This window comes from Citrobacter koseri ATCC BAA-895 (genome assembly GCF_000018045.1).
GTDB lineage: Bacteria > Pseudomonadota > Gammaproteobacteria > Enterobacterales > Enterobacteriaceae > Citrobacter_B > Citrobacter_B koseri.
The window spans coordinates 600,032-619,725 of the sequence record NC_009792.1; the positions used below are offsets into that span (position 1 = coordinate 600,032).

Annotated in this window: 17 protein-coding genes; 10 read left to right on the forward strand and 7 right to left on the reverse strand. The window is 51.9% G+C overall.

The genetic code is table 11. The features are described 5' to 3' along the window. Nucleotides 1–110: 110 nt before the first annotated feature. A complete protein-coding gene (locus CKO_RS02725) occupies nt 111–1,160 on the reverse strand; it encodes a YeiH family protein (RefSeq protein WP_012131604.1) in 1,050 nt (349 codons plus the stop codon). Between the two features lie 119 nt (nt 1,161–1,279). Here CKO_RS02725 and yieE point away from each other — a divergent pair, with 119 nt between their 5' ends. Next, nucleotides 1,280–2,143 carry a DNA-binding transcriptional regulator YeiE gene (yieE, locus tag CKO_RS02730; protein ID WP_012131605.1) on the forward strand — a complete coding sequence of 288 codons (864 nt, stop codon included), beginning with the start codon at nt 1,280–1,282 and terminating at the stop codon, nt 2,141–2,143. A 259-nt stretch (nt 2,144–2,402) separates the two neighbouring features. Beyond that, nucleotides 2,403–3,872, forward strand: a complete 1,470-nt coding sequence (gene lysP, locus CKO_RS02735; RefSeq protein WP_012131607.1) for a lysine-specific permease — start codon at nt 2,403–2,405, stop codon at nt 3,870–3,872. Between the two features lie 141 nt (nt 3,873–4,013). Here lysP and CKO_RS02740 read toward each other — a convergent pair whose 3' ends face one another. The 3 genes from CKO_RS02740 to serB form a co-directional block, all read right to left on the reverse strand. Continuing rightward, nucleotides 4,014–5,999 carry a ligand-gated channel protein gene (locus tag CKO_RS02740; RefSeq protein ID WP_024130173.1) on the reverse strand — a complete coding sequence of 662 codons (1,986 nt, stop codon included), beginning with the start codon at nt 5,997–5,999 and terminating at the stop codon, nt 4,014–4,016. Nucleotides 6,000–6,310: 311 nt separating this feature from the next. Continuing rightward, nucleotides 6,311–7,633, reverse strand: coding sequence for an MFS transporter (locus CKO_RS02745; protein ID WP_012131609.1), 1,323 nt, complete (start codon nt 7,631–7,633; stop codon nt 6,311–6,313). A 32-nt stretch (nt 7,634–7,665) separates the two neighbouring features. Beyond that, nucleotides 7,666–8,553: a phosphoserine phosphatase SerB gene (gene serB, locus CKO_RS02750; RefSeq protein ID WP_024130174.1), complete on the reverse strand. Its 888-nt coding sequence runs from the start codon at nt 8,551–8,553 to the stop codon at nt 7,666–7,668. Nucleotides 8,554–8,769: 216 nt separating this feature from the next. On the opposite strand from serB, the gene CKO_RS02755 reads away from it, so the two are divergent. Both CKO_RS02755 and CKO_RS02760 read left to right on the forward strand, forming a co-directional pair. Beyond that, nucleotides 8,770–10,137: an L-serine ammonia-lyase gene (locus CKO_RS02755; RefSeq protein WP_024130175.1), complete on the forward strand. Its 1,368-nt coding sequence runs from the start codon at nt 8,770–8,772 to the stop codon at nt 10,135–10,137. Between the two features lie 4 nt (nt 10,138–10,141). Further along, nucleotides 10,142–10,519 carry a helix-turn-helix transcriptional regulator gene (locus CKO_RS02760; protein WP_024130176.1) on the forward strand — a complete coding sequence of 126 codons (378 nt, stop codon included), beginning with the start codon at nt 10,142–10,144 and terminating at the stop codon, nt 10,517–10,519. Here CKO_RS02760 and fghA read toward each other — a convergent pair whose 3' ends face one another. After that, entirely contained in the window at nt 10,520–11,356 is an 837-nt protein-coding gene (fghA, locus tag CKO_RS02765; protein ID WP_012131614.1) for an S-formylglutathione hydrolase, read from the reverse strand. It lies immediately after the preceding gene. 337 nt (nt 11,357–11,693) lie between these two features. On the opposite strand from fghA, the gene folE reads away from it, so the two are divergent. The 6 genes from folE (at nt 11,694) to mglC (ending at nt 18,630) form a co-directional block, all read left to right on the forward strand. Continuing rightward, nucleotides 11,694–12,362: a GTP cyclohydrolase I FolE gene (gene folE, locus CKO_RS02770; protein ID WP_012131616.1), complete on the forward strand. Its 669-nt coding sequence runs from the start codon at nt 11,694–11,696 to the stop codon at nt 12,360–12,362. 14 nt (nt 12,363–12,376) lie between these two features. Then, nucleotides 12,377–13,534: a DUF418 domain-containing protein YeiB gene (gene yeiB / locus CKO_RS02775; RefSeq protein ID WP_012131617.1), complete on the forward strand. Its 1,158-nt coding sequence runs from the start codon at nt 12,377–12,379 to the stop codon at nt 13,532–13,534. A gap of 152 nt (nt 13,535–13,686) precedes the next feature. Beyond that, nucleotides 13,687–14,727: an HTH-type transcriptional regulator GalS gene (galS, locus tag CKO_RS02780; RefSeq protein ID WP_012131618.1), complete on the forward strand. Its 1,041-nt coding sequence runs from the start codon at nt 13,687–13,689 to the stop codon at nt 14,725–14,727. A 279-nt stretch (nt 14,728–15,006) separates the two neighbouring features. Next, nucleotides 15,007–16,005, forward strand: a complete 999-nt coding sequence (mglB, locus tag CKO_RS02785; protein ID WP_012131619.1) for a galactose/glucose ABC transporter substrate-binding protein MglB — start codon at nt 15,007–15,009, stop codon at nt 16,003–16,005. A gap of 78 nt (nt 16,006–16,083) precedes the next feature. Next, complete coding sequence (gene mglA / locus CKO_RS02790; RefSeq protein ID WP_024130177.1) at nt 16,084–17,604, forward strand: galactose/methyl galactoside ABC transporter ATP-binding protein MglA; 1,521 nt, start codon at nt 16,084–16,086, stop codon at nt 17,602–17,604. A 15-nt stretch (nt 17,605–17,619) separates the two neighbouring features. Continuing rightward, the gene (gene mglC, locus CKO_RS02795; protein ID WP_012131621.1) at nt 17,620–18,630 is read left to right on the forward strand and encodes a galactose/methyl galactoside ABC transporter permease MglC; all 1,011 of its coding nucleotides are present in this window, start codon (nt 17,620–17,622) and stop codon (nt 18,628–18,630) included. A 59-nt stretch (nt 18,631–18,689) separates the two neighbouring features. Here mglC and CKO_RS02800 read toward each other — a convergent pair whose 3' ends face one another. Then, nucleotides 18,690–18,929 (reverse strand): DUF2542 family protein, encoded by a 240-nt coding sequence (locus tag CKO_RS02800; protein WP_012131622.1) that lies wholly within the window; start codon nt 18,927–18,929, stop codon nt 18,690–18,692. A gap of 2 nt (nt 18,930–18,931) precedes the next feature. After that, complete coding sequence (gene sanA, locus CKO_RS02805; RefSeq protein ID WP_012131623.1) at nt 18,932–19,651, reverse strand: outer membrane permeability protein SanA; 720 nt, start codon at nt 19,649–19,651, stop codon at nt 18,932–18,934. Between the last annotated feature and the right edge of the window lie 43 nt (nt 19,652–19,694).

The following is a 19,694-nucleotide window of genomic DNA, read 5'->3' on the forward strand; positions in this document are numbered from 1 at the left end:
ACTCCTGTTAAACCCGCTATACACATTATTCTTCAGGTTTGAATAATGTCGTGTATTCGAAAAAAATACTCTCCAATGATAGCGGGTTAACAGGGGCAAAATGTAGTGCTTTATGCGATAAGATGGTGAATCAGTACGTTAATCACGCCGCCGCCAACAATCAGCCAGACAAACAGCACCAGCGCCATCAGTAACGGTTTCGCCCCGGCTTTCTTCAGCGCGCTGACGTGCGTTGTAAGACCCAGCGCGGCCATTGCCATCGCCAGCAGAACCGTATCCAGCGTAATCAACATGTTTACCACCGCCTGCGGCAGCAGATGGAACGAGTTAACGATTGCCACTACGATGAACAGCACCGCAAACCACGGGATGGTGATTTTGCTTTTCTCCGCGCCCGTCGCCGGAGAAAGTTGTTTCACGCGGGCGGCCAGCAGAATCAGAAACGGCGCCAGCATCATTACGCGTAGCATTTTGGCAATCACCGCGGCGTTTTCCGCGTCCGGGTTAATGGCGTGCCCGGCGGCAACGACCTGGGCTACTTCATGCATAGTCGAACCAATATAGATGCCGTAGGTTTCCGGGCTGAACCAGTGCGCCAGCAGCGGATACATTGCCGGGTAGAGGAAGATTGCCAGCGTACCGAAAATCACCACCGTCGCGACGGCCACCGTAACTTTGCTGGCCTCCGCTTTAACGACGGGCTCCGTTGCCAGCACTGCCGCCGCTCCGCAAATGCTGCTTCCGGCGCCAATCAGCCAACTGGTGTGCTTGTCCAGACCAAACACTTTCTGCCCGAGGAAACAGGCGAGTAAAAAAGTGCTGGAGAGCGTCAGTACATCAATCACAATCCCGCTGACGCCCACGTCTGCAATCTGTGAGAAGGTGAGGCGAAAACCGTAGAGAATGATCCCCAGGCGTAATAGATGTTGTTTAGCGAACAGCACGCCGCCGTCACAGCTTTTCCAGATTTGCGGATACACCGTATTGCCAATGACCATTCCCAGTAAGATGGCTAAGGTGAGGGCGCTGAACCCGGCTCCCGCGACGGCAGGAATAGATCCACCCCACAGGGCAGCTCCTGTGATAACTGCGCTCAGGGCAAGCCCCGGTATAAAATGCCACACTGTACGATGGTGATTCTGTAAGGTGAGTTCTGTCATAACCTTCTCCTCTATATGGGTAAAATGTTATGGCGAACTGGTTTAAAAATAAAATTGATTATATATTTATAATTAATCTTTATAAGTGGTAAGCGACAGCCTGCCAGTGGAAAACAACAATGCATATCACGCTACGACAACTAGAAGTTTTTACTGAGGTGCTAAAAAGCGGCTCGACGACCCAGGCATCTGTCATGCTGTCGCTGTCGCAGTCGGCCGTAAGCGCGGCATTGACCGATCTGGAAGGTCAGCTTGGCGTACAGCTATTTGACCGCGTCGGAAAACGGCTGGTGGTCAATGAACACGGGCGCTTGCTGTATCCGCGCGCGCTGGCGCTGCTGGAGCAGGCTGTCGAAATTGAGCAACTGTTTCGGGAAGACAATGGCGCAATCCGCGTTTATGCCAGTAGCACCATTGGTAATTACATCCTGCCTGCGGTAATTGCCCGTTACAGGAAGGACTTTCCCGATCTGCCGCTGGAACTTAGCGTGGGCAACAGCCAGGATGTCATTACGGCGGTGCTCGATTTTCGGGTGGATATCGGCCTGATTGAAGGCCCGTGCCACAATACTGAGATTATTTCTGAGCCGTGGCTGGACGATGAGCTGGTGGTGTTTGCCGCACCGTCTTCGCCGTTGGCGCAAGGGCCGGTAACGCTTGAACAACTTGCCGCCGCGCCCTGGATACTGCGCGAGCGCGGTTCCGGTACGCGTGAGATTGTCGACTACCTGTTGCTTTCGCACTTGCCAAAATTCGAAATGGCGATGGAGCTGGGTAACTCCGAAGCGATCAAACACGCCGTGCGTCATGGTCTGGGCATCAGTTGCCTGTCGCGGCGGGTTATTGAGGAACAGCTTCAGGCGGGAACGTTGAGTGAAATCGCGGTGCCTTTGCCGCGCCTGGTGCGAACCCTGTGGCGAATCCACCATCGCCAGAAACACCTTTCCAATGCCTTACAGCGTTTTTTGCGCTACTGCGAATAAGCGTCCTTTGCCGGATGGCGGCGTAAACGCCTTATCCGGCCTACAAACTCAACGCTTTATCCGGCCTACAAATGTCGATCCTGTAGGCCTGATAAGCGTAGCGCCATCAGGCGAATGTCTTAACGTCTATCCGATCTACACTTTACTTATAATCCACGGCCAGTCATGAAGGTCTCTTATAACTGCGCATTTGTGCCGGAAGGATGGCGTTTCGTCTGCTACAATCGCGCCTCATTTTTTGGATGGATAGCATTTTCACATGGTTTCCGAAACTAAAACCACAGAAGCGCCCGCGTTACGTCGCGAATTAAAGGCGCGTCACCTGACAATGATCGCCATTGGCGGTTCCATCGGTACGGGTCTTTTCGTTGCATCTGGTGCAACCATTTCTGCGGCGGGTCCAGGCGGCGCGCTGTTTTCTTATATCCTGATCGGTCTGATGGTCTACTTCCTGATGACCAGTCTCGGCGAACTGGCGGCGTATATGCCGGTATCTGGTTCATTTGCGACTTACGGTCAGAACTATGTTGAAGAAGGCTTTGGCTTCGCGCTCGGCTGGAACTACTGGTACAACTGGGCGGTGACCATCGCCGTAGACCTCGTGGCCGCACAGCTGGTGATGAACTGGTGGTTCCCGGATACGCCGGGTTGGATCTGGAGTGCGCTGTTCCTCGGCGTGATCTTCCTGCTGAACTACATCTCGGTCAGAGGCTTTGGCGAAGCAGAATACTGGTTCTCGCTGATCAAAGTGGCGACCGTCATTATCTTTATCATCGTGGGCGTCATGATGATCGTCGGCATCTTCAAAGGGGCGCAGCCAGTGGGCTGGAGCAACTGGACGACCGGCGATGCGCCGTTTGCCGGGGGTTTTGCGGCGATGATTGGCGTGGCGATGATTGTCGGCTTCTCCTTCCAGGGAACGGAACTGATTGGTATCGCGGCGGGTGAGTCTGAAGATCCAGAGAAAAACATTCCGCGCGCGGTGCGTCAGGTATTCTGGCGTATCCTGCTGTTCTATGTGTTCGCGATCCTGATTATCAGCCTGATTATCCCGTATACCGACCCGAGCCTGCTGCGTAACGATGTGAAAGACATCAGCGTCAGCCCGTTCACTCTGGTGTTCCAGCATGCGGGTCTGCTTTCCGCTGCGGCGGTAATGAACGCGGTTATCCTGACGGCGGTGCTGTCGGCGGGTAACTCCGGGATGTACGCGTCTACCCGTATGCTCTACACCCTGGCCTGTGACGGTAAAGCGCCGCGTATTTTCGCGCAGCTGTCACGCGGCGGCGTTCCGCGTAACGCGCTGTATGCGACGACGGTAATTGCGGGGCTTTGCTTCCTGACGTCGATGTTTGGCAACCAGACGGTATACCTGTGGCTGCTGAATACCTCCGGGATGACGGGCTTTATCGCCTGGCTGGGGATTGCCATCAGCCATTATCGTTTCCGCCGTGGCTATGTGTTGCAGGGTAACGATGTGAAAGATCTGCCGTACCGTTCTGGATTCTTCCCGCTGGGGCCGATCTTTGCGTTTGTGCTGTGTCTGACCATCACGCTGGGTCAGAACTATGAAGCCTTCCTGAAAGACACCATTGACTGGGGCGGCGTAGCGGCAACCTATATCGGGATTCCGCTGTTCCTGGCTATCTGGTTCGGCTACAAGCTGACAAAGGGAACGCACTTTGTTCGCTACAGTGAAATGCACTTCCCGGAGCGTGTGAAGAAATAACCTGGTGTCTGATGGTGCTGCGCTTATCAGGCCTACAGGAGCGACATTTGTAGGCCGGATAAGGCGTTTACGCCGCCATCCGGCAGGTAAAATAAAAAAGCCCCGACATTCATCATGCCGGGGCTTTTTGTTGTACTGAACTTAGAAGTTATAAGTCAGGCCAACCGTGTAACGACGACCGTCGAGAATGGTATCGTAAGTCTCGTAATCGATCTGTTTGTCCAGAACGTTATACACGCCCGCAGTTAACAGCAGATTTTTGTACGCGTAATAACGCACACCAACATCAACCTGCGTATAAGACGGCGTTCCCTGGGCCATTGAAGTACGGCTCAGGTATTCGGAGGTCTTGCCGCGGAAGTTCAGACGGCTCCAGAAGCCAACATCCTGCGTTGCCTGCCAGTCCAGCGTGGTGTTGAACATATGCTTCGGCATTTTATTCAACGGCTTGCCAGAGAACTGGCCGCTTTTCTGCTCAGATTCGGTATAGGTGTAGTTCGCCGTCCAGTTGAGATCGCGGGTGATCTTCCAGCCAAAGGTGGACTCCACGCCGCGCATATTGGCTTTATCAACGTTGACGCGATCGCTGACAAAGTCGTATTTCTCACCACCAATAGTACAGGCCGGATCTGAACTGCTGTTGCAGCGACGCACTTCAGTTATCTTATCTTTGAAGTCGGTATTGAACAGCGTCACGCCAGCGTTAAGGTTATCTCCGTTATCCCACAGCAGGCCCAACTCTTCGCTCAGGCTCTTTTCTGGTTTCAGGTCTGCGTTACCGACAATAATACCGTTCAGACGACCGCCGCCGGTAATCTGTCCCCAGGTCGGGGAGGACTGGCGCAGATCCGGCGCGCGGTAGCCCGCAGAGACGCCGCCTTTTAAGGTCCACTGATCGGTAAGATGCCATACGCCATAGCCACGCGGCGTCCAGTTGTCGCCATAGTTTTCATCTTTATCCATACGGATACCGCCGGTCAGCGTAAAGCTGTCGGTCATCGCCCACTCATCTTCAGCAAACAGCGCCCAGCTCCAGCGGGTCAGCTTGTTCACGTCTTCGTAGGCTTTTAACTGGTTGCCGTTATCGCTCAGTTTCTCGTAACGATACTGTCCACCTAATGTCAGGGTATGCGCGCCGAGGAAGATCTGGTTCTGGTTATTAAAGATGGTGTTGTAAGACTTCATCTGGCGACCGGGGTTGTTGGTCTCTTCCTGCTGAATGTAGCTGGTGGTGTTGAAGTCGTCGTAATAACCGCTGTGGGTTAAGGAATAAGTGGTGTGCTCATAGCGGTTTTCGCTTTTGCTGTTTGGCTTACAGCTACCGTTGCGGCAGCTTTCTTCTGCCATTGACTTGCCTGGCGTACTGTCGCGATCCTGCAATTCACGCGCGATGTCGAAGTCAAAATCGTTTTTATCATCCGGCGTAAAGTTAAGCGTTAAAGCCCCGTTGCGCAGGCGCTGCTCGTTGTAGCCATTGACGATTTTGTCTTCCGCACGGCGAGAGAGCAGCCCGGTCACTTTCGCCCCCAGCAATCCGTCAATCAGCGGGCCGGACGCATAAGCGTTGGTCTGGTACAAATCACCGGAGTCCCTGTCTTCCTGGAAGGTGGCGTCGCCATGCAGGGAGCCGGTCCAGCCTTTTGTGTTGGACACTTTTTTGGTGATCACGTTAATGACGCCGCCCATCGCATCTGAACCGTAAAGCGATGACATTGGCCCGCGAATAACTTCAATACGCTCGATCGATTCCAGCGGCGGCAGCCAGCCTTGCTCGATCCCGGAGTTATCGCTGTTCGGACGCGTGCCGCGCGTGCTGATGCGCTTACCGTTGACCAGGAACAGCGTGTATTGCGAAGCCATCCCGCGGATGCTGATATCGCTACTGCTGCCGCCGCCGGTAACGACGACTCCGGGCACATCTTTCAGCGCATCGGTGACATCGCGATAGGCTTTGTCTTCGATCTGCTGTTTGGTGATAACGGAGATAGACGCAGGGGCGTTCTGGATTTTCTGCTCAAATCCCGTGGCGGTTACAACGACGGTGTCCTGATCGGCAGCATAGACGAGCGATGGGAGACACGCTGCGCATACTGCGGCAGCGATAGCCTTAACGTGAGGTATGGTCATTTTTGTCATTCCATTAAATGAGTAAAACTGCGAGCCATGAAAAAAGGCCATGACAACGGTATGTATTTGTCTTTTAAGTACTCTTTGCGGTGAATAAGCGGGACGAATTGTACAAAAGAATGAATATTTGTAAACACAAATGATAATTGAAATCATTTGTGTTTATTTATTTTTCACGGAAAGGGATTTCAAATCAATAAGATGGCGGATCGTAAATGTGAGGAAATTTTGAAGAAAAAATGGAGAAATGAAGGATGAAAAGGAGGGCAGATACCCTCCGTTGTTACGTTATGGCAATAGATTATCGTTTCTTACAGACGATGGAGGCGAGAAAGTAGCGCCAGGGAGAGCGTGGTTAATAAAATAGCGATGAAGGCGTAAATATAGACGCCAGACCATTCCCAGCTATTTTTCACCAGAATGACCGGTACGCCGGCCATTGCCGCGCCAACATAACTGAATAATCCCCGGAAACCGGTAATAGAACCCGCAGCATCTTTGTGAGTAACGTCCAGGCAGCCGACGGCAAAAAGCATATGCGGCCCGTACAGTGCAAATCCCATGATGGTGAAAAGTACGGCGGTGATGGTGTAAGAGGTATCCTGCACCAGTGGGATAAGCACGATGCATACGCAGAGCATTAAGGCGAAAATTAACCCCGTCATCCAGCGGTTGCTTTTAAACATAAAGTCTGACAAATATCCGGCCAGCAGTCCCCCTGCCAGCCCGCCAGCTTCGAACCACGAGATAATGGAGTTTGCTTTAATCAGGCTCCAGCCGTGTACCTGCGAGTAATAGATTTGCGGCCAGTCATTGAGAATAGTGCGCGCAATATACACGGACATATCGCCCACGATGATGATCCATACCAGTGGGTTGGTCAGAATGTATTTAACGAACACCTGCCAGAAGCTCAGATTGACCGGGCTGGCTTTTACCTGTGCAAGCTCGGTAGGATCGTTACGCCATTCGCCGACATTGGGTAGCCCGAGGGTGCCGGGACGATCCTGAATCGTAAACAGCGCGACAACCCCCATCAGAAGGGAAATGACTCCAGGGACATAGAAGCCCATTTTCCAGCTGCCGCTAAAGGCAATGGCGAAGCTGGTGAGCAGCGGGGCAAGGCTGCCGCCAATGTTATGCGCTGCTTCAACGATTGCCCACCAGCGCCCGCGTTCGTTTTTTGAGAACCAGGAGGCCATAATTTTCGCCATTGGCGGGAAGCTGGTGCCCTGGAGAATCGCATTGAGGCTGTACAATACGTAGAACGCCGCGACGCTATCGGAAAAGCCAAAGAGAATATTGACGATGCCGACGCCAATCAGCACCGGGCCGGTCATGGCTTTAGGGTTAATTTTATCAACCAGCATGCCGCCAACAAACTTCATGGAACCATAAAGAATGTAAAAAATGGAGGACATGATGGCGAAATCTTCTGCGGTTAGCGACGTATCCGCCAGCATGGCTGGCATCGCAGCAGAAAAGTTTTTACGGGTCAGATAGAATACGGCATAAGAGATAAATACCGAGGTGATGATCTCTGTGCGAAATTTTTTATAAGTATGATCAATCTCTTTTTTCGCGTTCATAACAGGCCGATCGGCCTGACTGAAAATAAATGCTTTTATGTTCATCGTGAGTTTCCCTTCCGGCGACGGAAATGTGATTATAATTCATCTTCAATAAAGAACAGAAGTGATTCGAATCCATGAAAATTAATCTGGTGATGGATTGTTTCTCTGACAACGGGTTTTGCCCGCCACGCGATACCGGTTCCCGCGTACGTTAGCATTGGCAGATCGTTTGCGCCGTCGCCGCAGGCAATAATGTTGTGTACAGCGAGGTTGAGTTGTGTTGCCAGCGCAGAGAGCGTTTGCCGTTTTTTTCCGGCATTCATGATCGGGAAGGTAATATTGTCCGTCAGGACGTTATCTTTTATTTCAGCCGTGTTGGAAAAGGCGTAGTCGAGCTGATACTTTTCTTTCAGTCGTTGGGTAAAAATATCCAGACCGCCGGAAATAATGGCCGTTTTAAACCCTTTGTTTTTCAGTACCGGCAATATAGCGGCAAGGCCGGGGGAAATCGTCATTCGATCGCAAACGGCATTGAGGACATCACAGTGCGTGCCTTTTAACATGCGAATACGGCGGGTAAAACTGGTGTCGAAATCTACTTTCCCTTCCATCGCCTGTTGGGTCATCTCCGCGATTTGCGCAGAGATGCCAAGCGTGTGAGCGATTTCATCCACGCCTTCCTCTTCAATAAACGTTGAGTCCATATCAAATGCAATCAGTCCCTTTGTGGGGATGCTCTGAGGTTTGACAAAAAAATCAAACTGCAATTGCAGTGATGCAGCGCGTAATTTCTGATAAATAGCCTGCGTCAGCATTTCATCGGGTAGCGTAAGTTTTAAATAATCCTTATTGATTAATGCCAGATGCCGACGCTCTAATAAATAATGACATTGCATCGTGTGAGAACGAAGAAAGTCATTATATAACCACGCCTGAAATTGCTCTGTGTTTGTTGATGTGACGAAGTAAGTTATTGCCATCATGTTGCTCCTTTACATTGCGCTTTATTATAATGGGCGGCGTTTGTTTCTTGTGCGTCGTGCTATCACAGATATGAATGTTAAAGAAAAGATAAAATGGTATTGTTTTTAATACCTGATAACGAATAAGCATGAAAAGTATCATTTTTAATATGTTGATTACGGTATATTATCGCCATCCCACCCTGCGCTTTTTTTAGGAATACATATATAAAAATGGAAAGTTGCGTTGATATATTCAAAATTGTGATAGGTCCATCCAGTTCAAGAACCGTGGGGCCAATGCGTGCGGCTTGCAATTTCATTTCTCAGCTAAAACGGCAGGATACGCTGCCGTTACTCAGGAATATTGAAATTGAATTGTTTGGCGCATTATCGTTAAGCCGTAAATGCCACAATGTTGATGCCGCGCTTTATCTGGGGTTGCTGGGAAATCAGCCGGAGAAGGTGGATTTACGTATGCAACTGACCGCCATCAGGCGTGCGGAAAATGACGGTATGCTTGACGTGCCAGCCCCGGCGAACAGTACGGTGACAGTGGCGGTGAAAATTATTGCGAATCACCATGCGCATCCTGGACATCCTTATGCGATGACCTTTCGCGCCAAAGATGATTACTTTACGTTATACGAGGAGACGTGGTTTTCGACCGGCGCCGGGCAGGTACGAAAATACGGTGAGTCTGCGCCCGTGGCGACAGATCAGACACGCGCCTCTCCCTTTGCCTTTCGCAACGCCGCGCAGTTGCAGGCGCTGTGCCAACGCAACGGACTTTCCGTTGCGGCGCTGATGATGAAAAATGAGCTGAACAGCCATTCTCAGCCCTCATTACAGCGCTATTTAACGCAGGTCTGGGAGGTTATGAAGCAGGCCGTTCACCGTGGGCTGCATACCGAAGGGCTGCTTCCCGGCCCTTATCAGATCCCGCGTCGGGCCTGCGCATTGCATAAATCGTTGTGTATGAAGCCTTCGGCAGCGGATTTTCTGACAACCCTGAACTGGGTTAACGTGTTTGCTATTGCCGTGAGTGAAGAGAATGCGGCAGGCGGGCAGATTGTCACGGCGCCGACGAATGGCGCAAGCGGCATTATTCCGGCGGTACTGAGCTGGTACGATAAGTTTGTTTGTCCGCTGGACGCGGGCGCCATCACCCGTTTTTTTCTTACGGCAGGTGCCGTCGCGCTGTTGTTTAAACAGAATGCGTCGATTTTAGGATCGGAAGTGGGATGCCAGGGGGAAATCGGCGTCGCATGTTCGATGGCGGCGGCAGGGCTGGCGGAGCTGATGGGCGCATCCGTCGGGCAGGTATTAAGCGCTGCGGAAATTGCGATGGAGCACCATCTGGGGTTGACCTGCGATCCGGTTGGCGGGCAGGTACAAATTCCCTGTATAGAAAGAAACGCCATCTCTGCCGTAAAAGCCATTAATGCGGCGACGATGGCGATGAGCCGCATCAGCGAGCCCTGTATTTCTCTGGATGAAATTATTGCCGCCATGTATGAAACCGGCAAAGACATGAGCGCAAAATATCGCGAGACTTACCACGGATGCCTCGGAAAAATTCAGCCAAGAAAAAGGTGCTAGTACATTGAAATACCAAACAATGAATAATGACGAGATCGTCTGGTCGCTCTGCGCGCGTATCAAGGAAACGCGGATTTCCCTGTCTATGACGCAACAGCAGCTTGCCGATCGCGCGCAGGTAGGCATCGCGACGATCAAGCGTATTGAGAAAGGCGCTGGCCTGAACCTCGATACGCTGATTTCTCTCCTGCGCGCGCTTGATAAACTGCACAATCTGGATGCGATTTTGTTTGAATCAGAAATGCGCAATTTTAGCGAGAGCGAGAGTGCCGGGCGACTTCAGATTCGCCAGCAGGTTGCTGATTTAAACCGGAAATCGTCTGCGCCGCAAGCCGATGACAATAACGATATTGCGGCGCTGGAAAAAGCCGTGTACTGGTGATCAGCTCAGCAGATGCTGTGCATGGAAGCGCAGATGATCCTCAATAAACGAGGCGATAAAGTAATAACTGTGGTCGTAGCCCGGTTGAATACGTAACGTCATCGGCCAGTCCTTCTGGCGCGCGGCTTCGGCCAGTACCGCCGGTTGTAACTGATCGGCGAGGAACTGATCGTTATCGCCTTGATCAATCAGCGTTGGAATGGCGTGTTCCGGCTGGCTGGCGAGCATCAGCGCGCAACTGTCCCACTCAACCCAGGCCGATCTCTCTTCCCCCAGATAGGCCGTAAACGCTTTTTCTCCCCACGGTACGCGGCACGGATTCACGATGGGCGCAAAGGCGGAAACGCTGGTGTATTTCCCCGGATTCTTCAGCGCCATGATCAATGCGCCGTGTCCGCCCATTGAATGTCCGCTGATCGCGCAACGTTCACCCACGTTAAACTGCGACTGGATCAGCGCCGGGAGTTCATCGCGCAGGTAGTCGTACATGCGGAAATGCGCGGCCCAGGGCTGCTGCGTCGCGTTGAGATAGAATCCCGCGCCTTTACCTAAATCATAACCTTCGTCGTCGGCGACCTGTTCGCCGCGTGGGCTGGTGTCCGGCATCACCAGCACAATGCCCAGTTCGGCGGCAATGCGTTGCGCACCGGCTTTGGTGGTGAAGTTCTCATCATTACAGGTTAACCCTGACAGCCAGTACAGCACCGGAGGCGGCGTTGTACTGCGGGGCGGCGGGAGAAAGATGCTGAATGTCATGACGCAATTCAGCGTGGTGGAGTCGTGTCGCCAGCGTTGCTGCCAGCCTTCAAAACAACGGTGCTCTTCGAGCATATCCATGCGTGGCTCCTTTTGTGTTGAACCTGAATGAGTCGTGCAATTTCCCCATAATACAGATTATTCATTGTGCTGTGAGTAACTTTCACTTCCGCATTTATCTAACATGCTTCATCATCTACACAACTTTACATTAACACCTGGCGTCATGGCCCGTCAGATTTAGCGCGCGGAACCGCCGTGGGGAATCCGGGACATGAAAGGCAGCGGCGATTTCAATAATTATCGTTGTGAATACTGGATTATGTGCGCCGCCTCACGCACAATAAACGGGCTGCCAACAGCCTAAAAACTTTGCCCCACGCAGGGCAGAGGCGCCACACCTGCAGGAGAAGAATAAATGTCATCACTCAGTAAAGAAGCGGCCCTGGTTCATGAAGCGCTGGTTGCGCGTGGTCTGGAAACGCCGCTGCGCCCGCCCGTGCATGAGATGGATAACGAAACGCGCAAACGTCTTATTTCGGGGCATATGACCGAGATTATGCAGTTGCTGAATCTCGACTTGAGCGATGACAGTCTGATGGAAACGCCGCATCGCATCGCCAAAATGTATGTCGATGAGATTTTCTCCGGCCTTGATTACGCCAATTTCCCGAAGATCACCGTGATTGAAAACAAGATGAAAGTGGATGAAATGGTGACGGTGCGCGATATCACGCTTACCAGCACCTGCGAACACCATTTCGTCACGATCGACGGGAAAGCGACGGTGGCCTATATCCCGAAAGATTCGGTGATTGGCCTGTCGAAGATTAACCGTATTGTGCAGTTTTTTGCGCAGCGCCCGCAGGTTCAGGAGCGTCTGACCCAACAGATTCTGACCGCGCTGCAAACGCTGCTTGGCACCAATAACGTCGCGGTCTCAATCGACGCTGTGCATTACTGCGTGAAAGCGCGCGGCATTCGCGATGCGACCAGCGCCACCACCACGACTTCACTCGGCGGATTGTTTAAATCCAGCCAGAACACGCGCCAGGAGTTCCTGCGCGCCGTGCGTCACCACAACTGATCAGGGCAGGGAGTATGGAGCGTAATGTCACGCTGGATTTTATTCGTGGCGTCGCCATCCTCGGTATCCTGCTTCTTAATATCAGCGCCTTTGGCTTGCCAAAGGCGGCTTACCTTAATCCCGCCTGGTATGGCAAGATCACCGCGTCTGACGCATGGACGTGGGCGATCCTCGACCTGTTCGCGCAGGTAAAATTCCTTACGCTTTTTGCGCTGTTATTCGGCGCGGGTCTGCAAATGCTGCTGCCGCGCGGCAAACGCTGGATTCAGTCGCGTCTGACGCTGCTCGTCCTGCTGGGCTTTATCCACGGTTTGCTGTTCTGGGATGGCGACATTCTGCTGGCGTATGGCCTTGTCGGCCTGATTTGCTGGCGACTGGTGCGCGACGCGCCGTCGGTAAAAAGTTTATTTAATACCGGTATTTTGCTCTATCTGGCGGGGATTGGCGTGTTGCTGCTGTTAGGGTCTATCTCGGCGAGTGAAACCAGCCGCGCCTGGACGCCGGATGCCTCTGCCCTGTTGTATGAAAAATACTGGAAGATTAACGGCGGCATGGAGGCGGTCAGCAACCGGGTCGATCTGCTGTCGAACAGTCTGCTGGCGCTGGGGGCGCAGTATGGCTGGCAGCTGGCGGGAATGATGCTGCTGGGCGCGGCGCTGATGCGCAGCGGCTGGCTGAAGGGCCAGTACAGTCTGCAACACTACCGGCGTACGGGCGTATTGCTTGTCGTCGTCGGCATGCTGATTAACCTTCCGGCCATTATTGTACAGTGGCGGCTGGACTGGGCGTATCGCTGGTGCGCTTTTCTGCTACAGGCGCCGCGTGAATTGAGCGCGCCGTTTCAGACTATAGGTTACACCGCGTTGATGCTGGGATTCTGGCCGCAGCTCAGCCGTTTTAAACTGGTCATTGCCATTGCCTGCGTAGGGCGGATGGCGTTGAGCAACTATCTGTTGCAGACGCTGATCTGCACCACGCTGTTCTACCAGTTCGGTTTATTTATGAAATTCGACCGACTGACGCTGCTGATATTCGTCATTCCTGTCTGGCTGGCGAACCTGCTTTTCTCCTGGATTTGGCTGCGTTTCTATCGGCAAGGGCCGGTGGAATGGCTCTGGCGGCAATTAACCCTCCGTGCTTCCGGGACGTCATTATCGGGAACATCCAGATAACGATCTGGATCACATTCATTAACAAAACGCATGTAACCGTTTCCAGCCCTGTGACCTTACTCACGTAGTCCTGAACGAAGCGCTGACAAAATACCCACCTGCTAAACACAGGGTGTCTGTGAGCAACGGCAATCTCAAACAGGGTAGTGAATATGGTAACCATTCGTGATGTGGCACGTCAGGCTGGCGTTTCCGTAGCGACCGTTTCTCGCGTGCTGAATAACAGTGCGCTGGTCAGTCCCGATACGCGCGAAGCGGTAATGAAGGCGGTCACGCTGCTGGGTTACCGTCCTAATGCTAATGCGCAAGCGCTGGCGACGCAGATAAGCGACACTATCGGCGTGGTGGTGATGGACGTGTCAGATGCGTTTTTCGGCGCACTGGTCAAAGCGGTGGATGTGGTTGCCCAACAACACAACAAATATGTGCTGATCGGCAACAGTTATCATGAGGCTGAAAAAGAGCGTCATGCCATCGAGGTTCTGATTCGACAGCGCTGTAACGCATTGATTGTTCACTCGAAAGCATTAAGTGACCAGGAGCTGGGAGCGTTTATGGACCAGATCCCAGGCATGGTGCTGATCAATCGTATTGTGCCGGGTTATGCCCACCGTTGCGTGTGCCTGGACAATATCAGCGGCGCAAAAATGGCGACCCGCATGCTGCTCAATAATGGTCATCAACGGATTGGTTATCTGGCTTCCAGCCACCGCATTGAAGATGACACGATGCGTAAAGAAGGGTGGCTGAGCGCGTTGCAGGAGCAGGGGATTACGCCGCCAGAAAGCTGGATTGGCACGGGTTCCCCGGACATGCAGGGCGGTGAAGCGGCGATGGTGGAACTGCTGGGGCGAAACCTGCAACTGACCGCCGTATTCGCCTATAACGACAGCATGGCCGCTGGCGCGCTCACGGCGTTAAAAGACAATGGCATTGCCATCCCGTTACATCTTTCCATCATCGGTTTTGATGATATTCCTATTGCCCGTTACACCGACCCGCAACTGACCACGGTGCGTTATCCCATTGCTTCTATGGCGAAAATGGCAACGGAACTGGCGTTGCAGGGCGCGGCCGGCACGCTGGATTCAACGGCGACGCACTGTTTTATGCCAACGCTGGTGCGTCGTCATTCGGTTGCGCTAAGACAGAATGCGGCCCCGATCACTAACCAGCAACGTCAGGGGATGTAACCGCTTTCAATATGTGAGTAAATTCACAGTATCTTAACAATACGATAGCTATGATGGCACCGTTTGAAGCACTGTAAATACTATGTAACGGTGAATAATCACTTTTAACGCATCGTCAGGGCATTAAACAGCAATTAAAGCATATTTTTGGAGCGTTACCGGGCACGGAAGAAAGATTTTTTAACAGTGAGCTTCGGCGTTCAGTAACACTTCATTAACGTTCTGCCCTGCCGAGCATTTTTCTCAAGTACTACCCTGCATAATAAAACCGGAGATACCATGAATAAGAAGGCGTTAACTCTGTCTGCTGTGATGGCAAGCATGTTATTTGGCGCGGCTGCGCACGCTGCTGATACTCGCATTGGTGTGACGATTTATAAATATGACGATAACTTTATGTCCGTCGTGCGTAAGGCTATCGAAAGAGACGCCCAGGCGGCGCCTGATGTGCAGTTGCTGATGAATGACTCGCAGAACGATCAGTCCAAGCAAAACGACCAGATCGACGTGCTGTTGGCAAAAGGGGTAAAAGCGCTGGCGATCAACCTGGTTGACCCGGCTGCGGCAGGTACGGTAATTGAGAAAGCGCGTGGTCAGAATGTCCCGATTGTGTTCTTCAACAAAGAACCTTCCCGCAAAGCGCTGGATAGCTATGACAAAGCCTATTACGTCGGCACTGACTCCAAAGAATCCGGTATCATCCAGGGCGATCTGATCGCTAAACACTGGCAGGCTAACCAGGGTTGGGATCTGAACAAAGATGGCCAAATCCAGTTCGTACTGCTGAAAGGCGAGCCGGGCCACCCGGATGCTGAAGCGCGTACCACCTATGTTATCAAAGAGCTGAACGACAAAGGCATCAAAACTGAGCAGCTGCAAATGGATACCGCAATGTGGGACACCGCAATGGCGAAAGACAAGATGGACGCATGGCTGTCTGGCCCGAACGCCAACAAAATTGAAGTGGTTATCGCGAATAACGACGCAATGGCGATGGGCGCGGTAGAAGCGCTGAAAGCGCACAATAAAACCAGCGTTCCGGTATTCGGCGTGGATGCGTTACCTGAAGCGCTGGCGCTGGTGAAATCCGGCGCGCTGGCAGGTACCGTGCTGAACGATGCCAACAACCAGGCGAAAGCCACCTTTGATCTGGCGAAAAACCTGGCCGATGGTAAAGGCGCGGCTGACGGCACCGACTGGAAAATCGAGAACAAAATTGTTCGCGTTCCGTACGTAGGTGTTGATAAAGACAATCTGGCTGAGTTTACCAACAAGTAATTCGTATATCGTTTTCTTTGGGCGCAATAACATTGCGCCCTTTATTAACGCACTCTGCGAGGCCAACAAGGTATAATTATGGTCAGCACTACTACTCCGTCGTCAGGCGAATACTTGTTGGAAATGAGCGGCATCAACAAGTCTTTTCCCGGCGTAAAGGCACTTGATAATGTTAATTTAAAAGTCCGCCCGCACTCGATTCACGCCTTAATGGGGGAGAATGGCGCAGGAAAATCAACATTATTAAAATGCCTTTTTGGGATCTATCAAAAAGATTCCGGTAGCATTTTATTTCAGGGGAAAGAGATCGATTTTCATTCTGCCAAAGAAGCTCTGGAGAATGGTATTTCGATGGTTCACCAGGAGCTAAACCTGGTGTTACAGCGCTCCGTCATGGATAACATGTGGTTAGGGCGTTACCCAACCAAAGGTATGTTTGTCGATCAGGATAAAATGTACCGGGATACCAAAGCGATATTTGATGAACTGGATATTGATATCGATCCGCGTGCGCGTGTCGGGACATTATCTGTTTCACAAATGCAGATGATCGAAATTGCGAAGGCGTTTTCCTACAATGCCAAAATTGTGATCATGGATGAGCCGACCTCTTCATTAACGGAAAAAGAGGTTAACCATCTGTTCACTATTATTCGCAAACTGAAGGATCGCGGCTGCGGTATTGTGTATATCTCGCATAAAATGGAAGAGATTTTCCAGCTGTGCGATGAAGTCACCGTTTTGCGCGACGGCCAGTGGATTGCGACGCAGCCGCTGGAAGGGCTGGATATGGACAAGATCATCGCCATGATGGTGGGTCGTTCCCTGAACCAGCGTTTCCCGGACAAGCAAAACAAGCCGGGAGAGGTCATTCTGGAAGTGCGTAACCTGACGTCGCTGCGCCAGCCGTCGATCCGCGACGTCTCTTTTGATCTGCATAAAGGGGAAATTCTCGGGATTGCGGGTCTGGTAGGGGCAAAGCGTACCGATATTGTTGAAACGCTTTTTGGTATCCGGGAAAAATCATCGGGTACGATTACGCTGCACGGCAAAAAGATTAATAACCACAACGCGAACGAAGCCATTAATCACGGTTTCGCGCTGGTAACGGAAGAACGTCGTTCAACCGGGATCTACGCGTATCTGGATATTGGTTTTAACTCTTTAATTTCCAACATCCGCAATTACAGAAATAAAGTCGGTTTGCTGGATAATTCCCGCATGAAGAGCGATACCCAGTGGGTTATTGACTCAATGCGCGTGAAAACGCCAGGTCATCGCACGCAAATTGGCTCTCTTTCGGGGGGCAACCAGCAGAAGGTCATTATTGGTCGGTGGCTGTTAACGCAGCCAGAAATATTAATGCTGGATGAGCCAACGCGCGGTATTGATGTCGGCGCAAAATTTGAAATCTATCAACTGATTGCGGAACTGGCGAAAAAAGAGAAGGGGATTATTATCATTTCTTCCGAAATGCCGGAATTGTTAGGGATTACAGATCGTATTCTGGTAATGAGCAATGGCCTTGTTGCCGGGATTGTTGACACAAAAACAACAACGCAAAACGAAATTCTGCGTCTTGCGTCTTTGCACCTTTAAGATCAGGGGCTCCTCATGAGTGCGTTAAATAAGAAAAGTTTTCTTACTTATCTGAAAGAAGGCGGAATTTACGTTGTTCTTTTAGTCTTGCTGGCCATTATTATTTTCCAGGACCCTACATTTTTAAGTCTGCTGAACTTAAGTAACATTCTGACGCAGTCCTCCGTGCGTATTATCATCGCGCTGGGTGTGGCAGGGTTGATTGTCACCCAGGGGACTGACCTGTCTGCGGGGCGTCAGGTTGGCCTGGCGGCCGTGGTCGCCGCAACGCTGTTGCAGTCCGTGGAAAACGCCAATAAGGTCTTCCCGGAAATGGCCACCATGCCGATTCCGCTGGTGATCCTGATTGTCTGCGCAATTGGGGCCGTCATTGGTCTGCTTAACGGCATTATCATTGCGTACCTTAATGTGACGCCGTTCATCACGACCCTGGGCACGATGATTATCGTTTATGGCATCAACTCCCTGTATTACGACTTCGTCGGGGCGTCGCCGATTTCGGGGTTTGATAGCGGGTTCTCGACGTTTGCGCAGGGCTTTATTGCGCTGGGCAGTTTCCGGCTCTCCTACATTACCTTCTATGCGCTGATTGCGGTGGCGTTTGTCTGGATCCTGTGGAATAAAACCCGTTTCGGTAAGAACATTTTCGCTATCGGCGGCAACCCGGAAGCGGCAAAAGTGTCCGGCGTTAACGTGGGGCTGAACCTGCTGATGATCTATGCGTTGTCCGGTGTGTTCTACGCATTCGGCGGTTTGCTGGAAGCGGGGCGTATCGGTTCTGCGACCAACAACCTCGGCTTTATGTATGAGCTGGATGCGATTGCCGCCTGCGTGGTCGGCGGCGTGTCGTTTAGCGGCGGCGTCGGGACGGTATTCGGCGTTGTGACCGGTGTGATTATCTTTACCGTCATCAACTACGGTCTGACCTATATCGGCGTGAACCCTTACTGGCAGTACATCATTAAAGGCGGCATCATTATCTTCGCGGTGGCGCTGGACTCGCTGAAATACGCCCGTAAGAAGTAATTACCGGCATGAAAAAGCCCGAAGCAGGCAACTGTTTCGGGCTTTTTTGTTTCTGCGCGTTATCTAAAGAACAGAAAATAAATGCCTGCGGCGAGCGTACAAACCGACATGCACAGATATAACCCGATGTAGCTCCAGTAAAGGAGAGGGGTTTCTGCACGGTAGGCGTATACGGGTTCGCGGGCGTTCCTGACGATTTTATCCACGGCGCCAGAGCGCCAGCCTTTGTAGGCTTCCCGTAAGCTAAACAGCATCACCATCAGGACGGCGATGACCACAAAGATCGTTTTCCCTTCCACGCTTATTTTCCTTGTTTCTTTTGCAGTTCCAGCAATTGCTCAGGCGTTACTGCCGGGTAGCCCTGGGCGTCATCCGGCACCTGATGCATTGTTGGAATGGGAACTAACGGGCCTAAGAAGCGAGGTTCCCGTTTGAAAATATAGAGGTCTGCCAGCGCGCCGAATCGGGCGCCAAATTCACGTACGCGTACCGTTAACATATCTTTTGGCGACGGCACCGCATAGCACTGAGCCTGAATTCCCATATGCAGCGCAATAAACAGCGCGCGTTCACAGTGGAAACGCTGGGTAATGATGATGAAGTCGTTGGTATCAAACACTTTGCGCGTGCGCACAATGGAGTCCAGCGTGCGAAAACCGGCATAATCGAGCACGATGTCGGCAGGATCAACGCCCCCGGCGATCAGATCCTTACGCATCGTCATCGGTTCGTTATAGCTTTGCAGCGCGTTATCGCCGCTGAGCAGCAGATAATTGACTTTGCCGCTGTTGTAGGCGTTTAACGCGCCCTGAATGCGGTAGCGGTAATACTGATTAATGACGCCGGTGCGATAGTATTTTGCGGTGCCTAATACTACTCCCACCTGGCGGTAGGGGAGATCCTGTAATTCGTCGTAAATATAGGGCGCGGTTTTCCAGCTCATCCATCTGTCGAGACCAAGCACAGTCAACAGCAGCAAGCCGATCAGGACTAACAGGCTGTAAAACACGCGCTTTAACATGCAGAGAACTCGATAAAGGGATGAAATTTCAATCAGGCTACTG

Bases quoted from the DNA above. Each gene is read 5' to 3' on its own strand.
- CKO_RS02725 (WP_012131604.1), bottom strand. From the start codon at position 1,160: ATGACAGAACTCACCTTACAGAATCACCATCGTACAGTGTGGCATTTT.
- yieE (WP_012131605.1), top strand. From the start codon at position 1,280: ATGCATATCACGCTACGACAACTAGAAGTTTTTACTGAGGTGCTAAAA.
- lysP (WP_012131607.1), top strand. From the start codon at position 2,403: ATGGTTTCCGAAACTAAAACCACAGAAGCGCCCGCGTTACGTCGCGAA.
- CKO_RS02740 (WP_024130173.1), bottom strand. From the start codon at position 5,999: ATGACCATACCTCACGTTAAGGCTATCGCTGCCGCAGTATGCGCAGCG.
- CKO_RS02745 (WP_012131609.1), bottom strand. From the start codon at position 7,633: ATGAACATAAAAGCATTTATTTTCAGTCAGGCCGATCGGCCTGTTATG.
- serB (WP_024130174.1), bottom strand. From the start codon at position 8,553: ATGGCAATAACTTACTTCGTCACATCAACAAACACAGAGCAATTTCAG.
- CKO_RS02755 (WP_024130175.1), top strand. From the start codon at position 8,770: ATGGAAAGTTGCGTTGATATATTCAAAATTGTGATAGGTCCATCCAGT.
- fghA (WP_012131614.1), bottom strand. From the start codon at position 11,356: ATGGATATGCTCGAAGAGCACCGTTGTTTTGAAGGCTGGCAGCAACGC.
- folE (WP_012131616.1), top strand. From the start codon at position 11,694: ATGTCATCACTCAGTAAAGAAGCGGCCCTGGTTCATGAAGCGCTGGTT.
- yeiB (WP_012131617.1), top strand. From the start codon at position 12,377: ATGGAGCGTAATGTCACGCTGGATTTTATTCGTGGCGTCGCCATCCTC.
- galS (WP_012131618.1), top strand. From the start codon at position 13,687: ATGGTAACCATTCGTGATGTGGCACGTCAGGCTGGCGTTTCCGTAGCG.
- mglB (WP_012131619.1), top strand. From the start codon at position 15,007: ATGAATAAGAAGGCGTTAACTCTGTCTGCTGTGATGGCAAGCATGTTA.
- mglA (WP_024130177.1), top strand. From the start codon at position 16,084: ATGGTCAGCACTACTACTCCGTCGTCAGGCGAATACTTGTTGGAAATG.
- mglC (WP_012131621.1), top strand. From the start codon at position 17,620: ATGAGTGCGTTAAATAAGAAAAGTTTTCTTACTTATCTGAAAGAAGGC.
- sanA (WP_012131623.1), bottom strand. From the start codon at position 19,651: ATGTTAAAGCGCGTGTTTTACAGCCTGTTAGTCCTGATCGGCTTGCTG.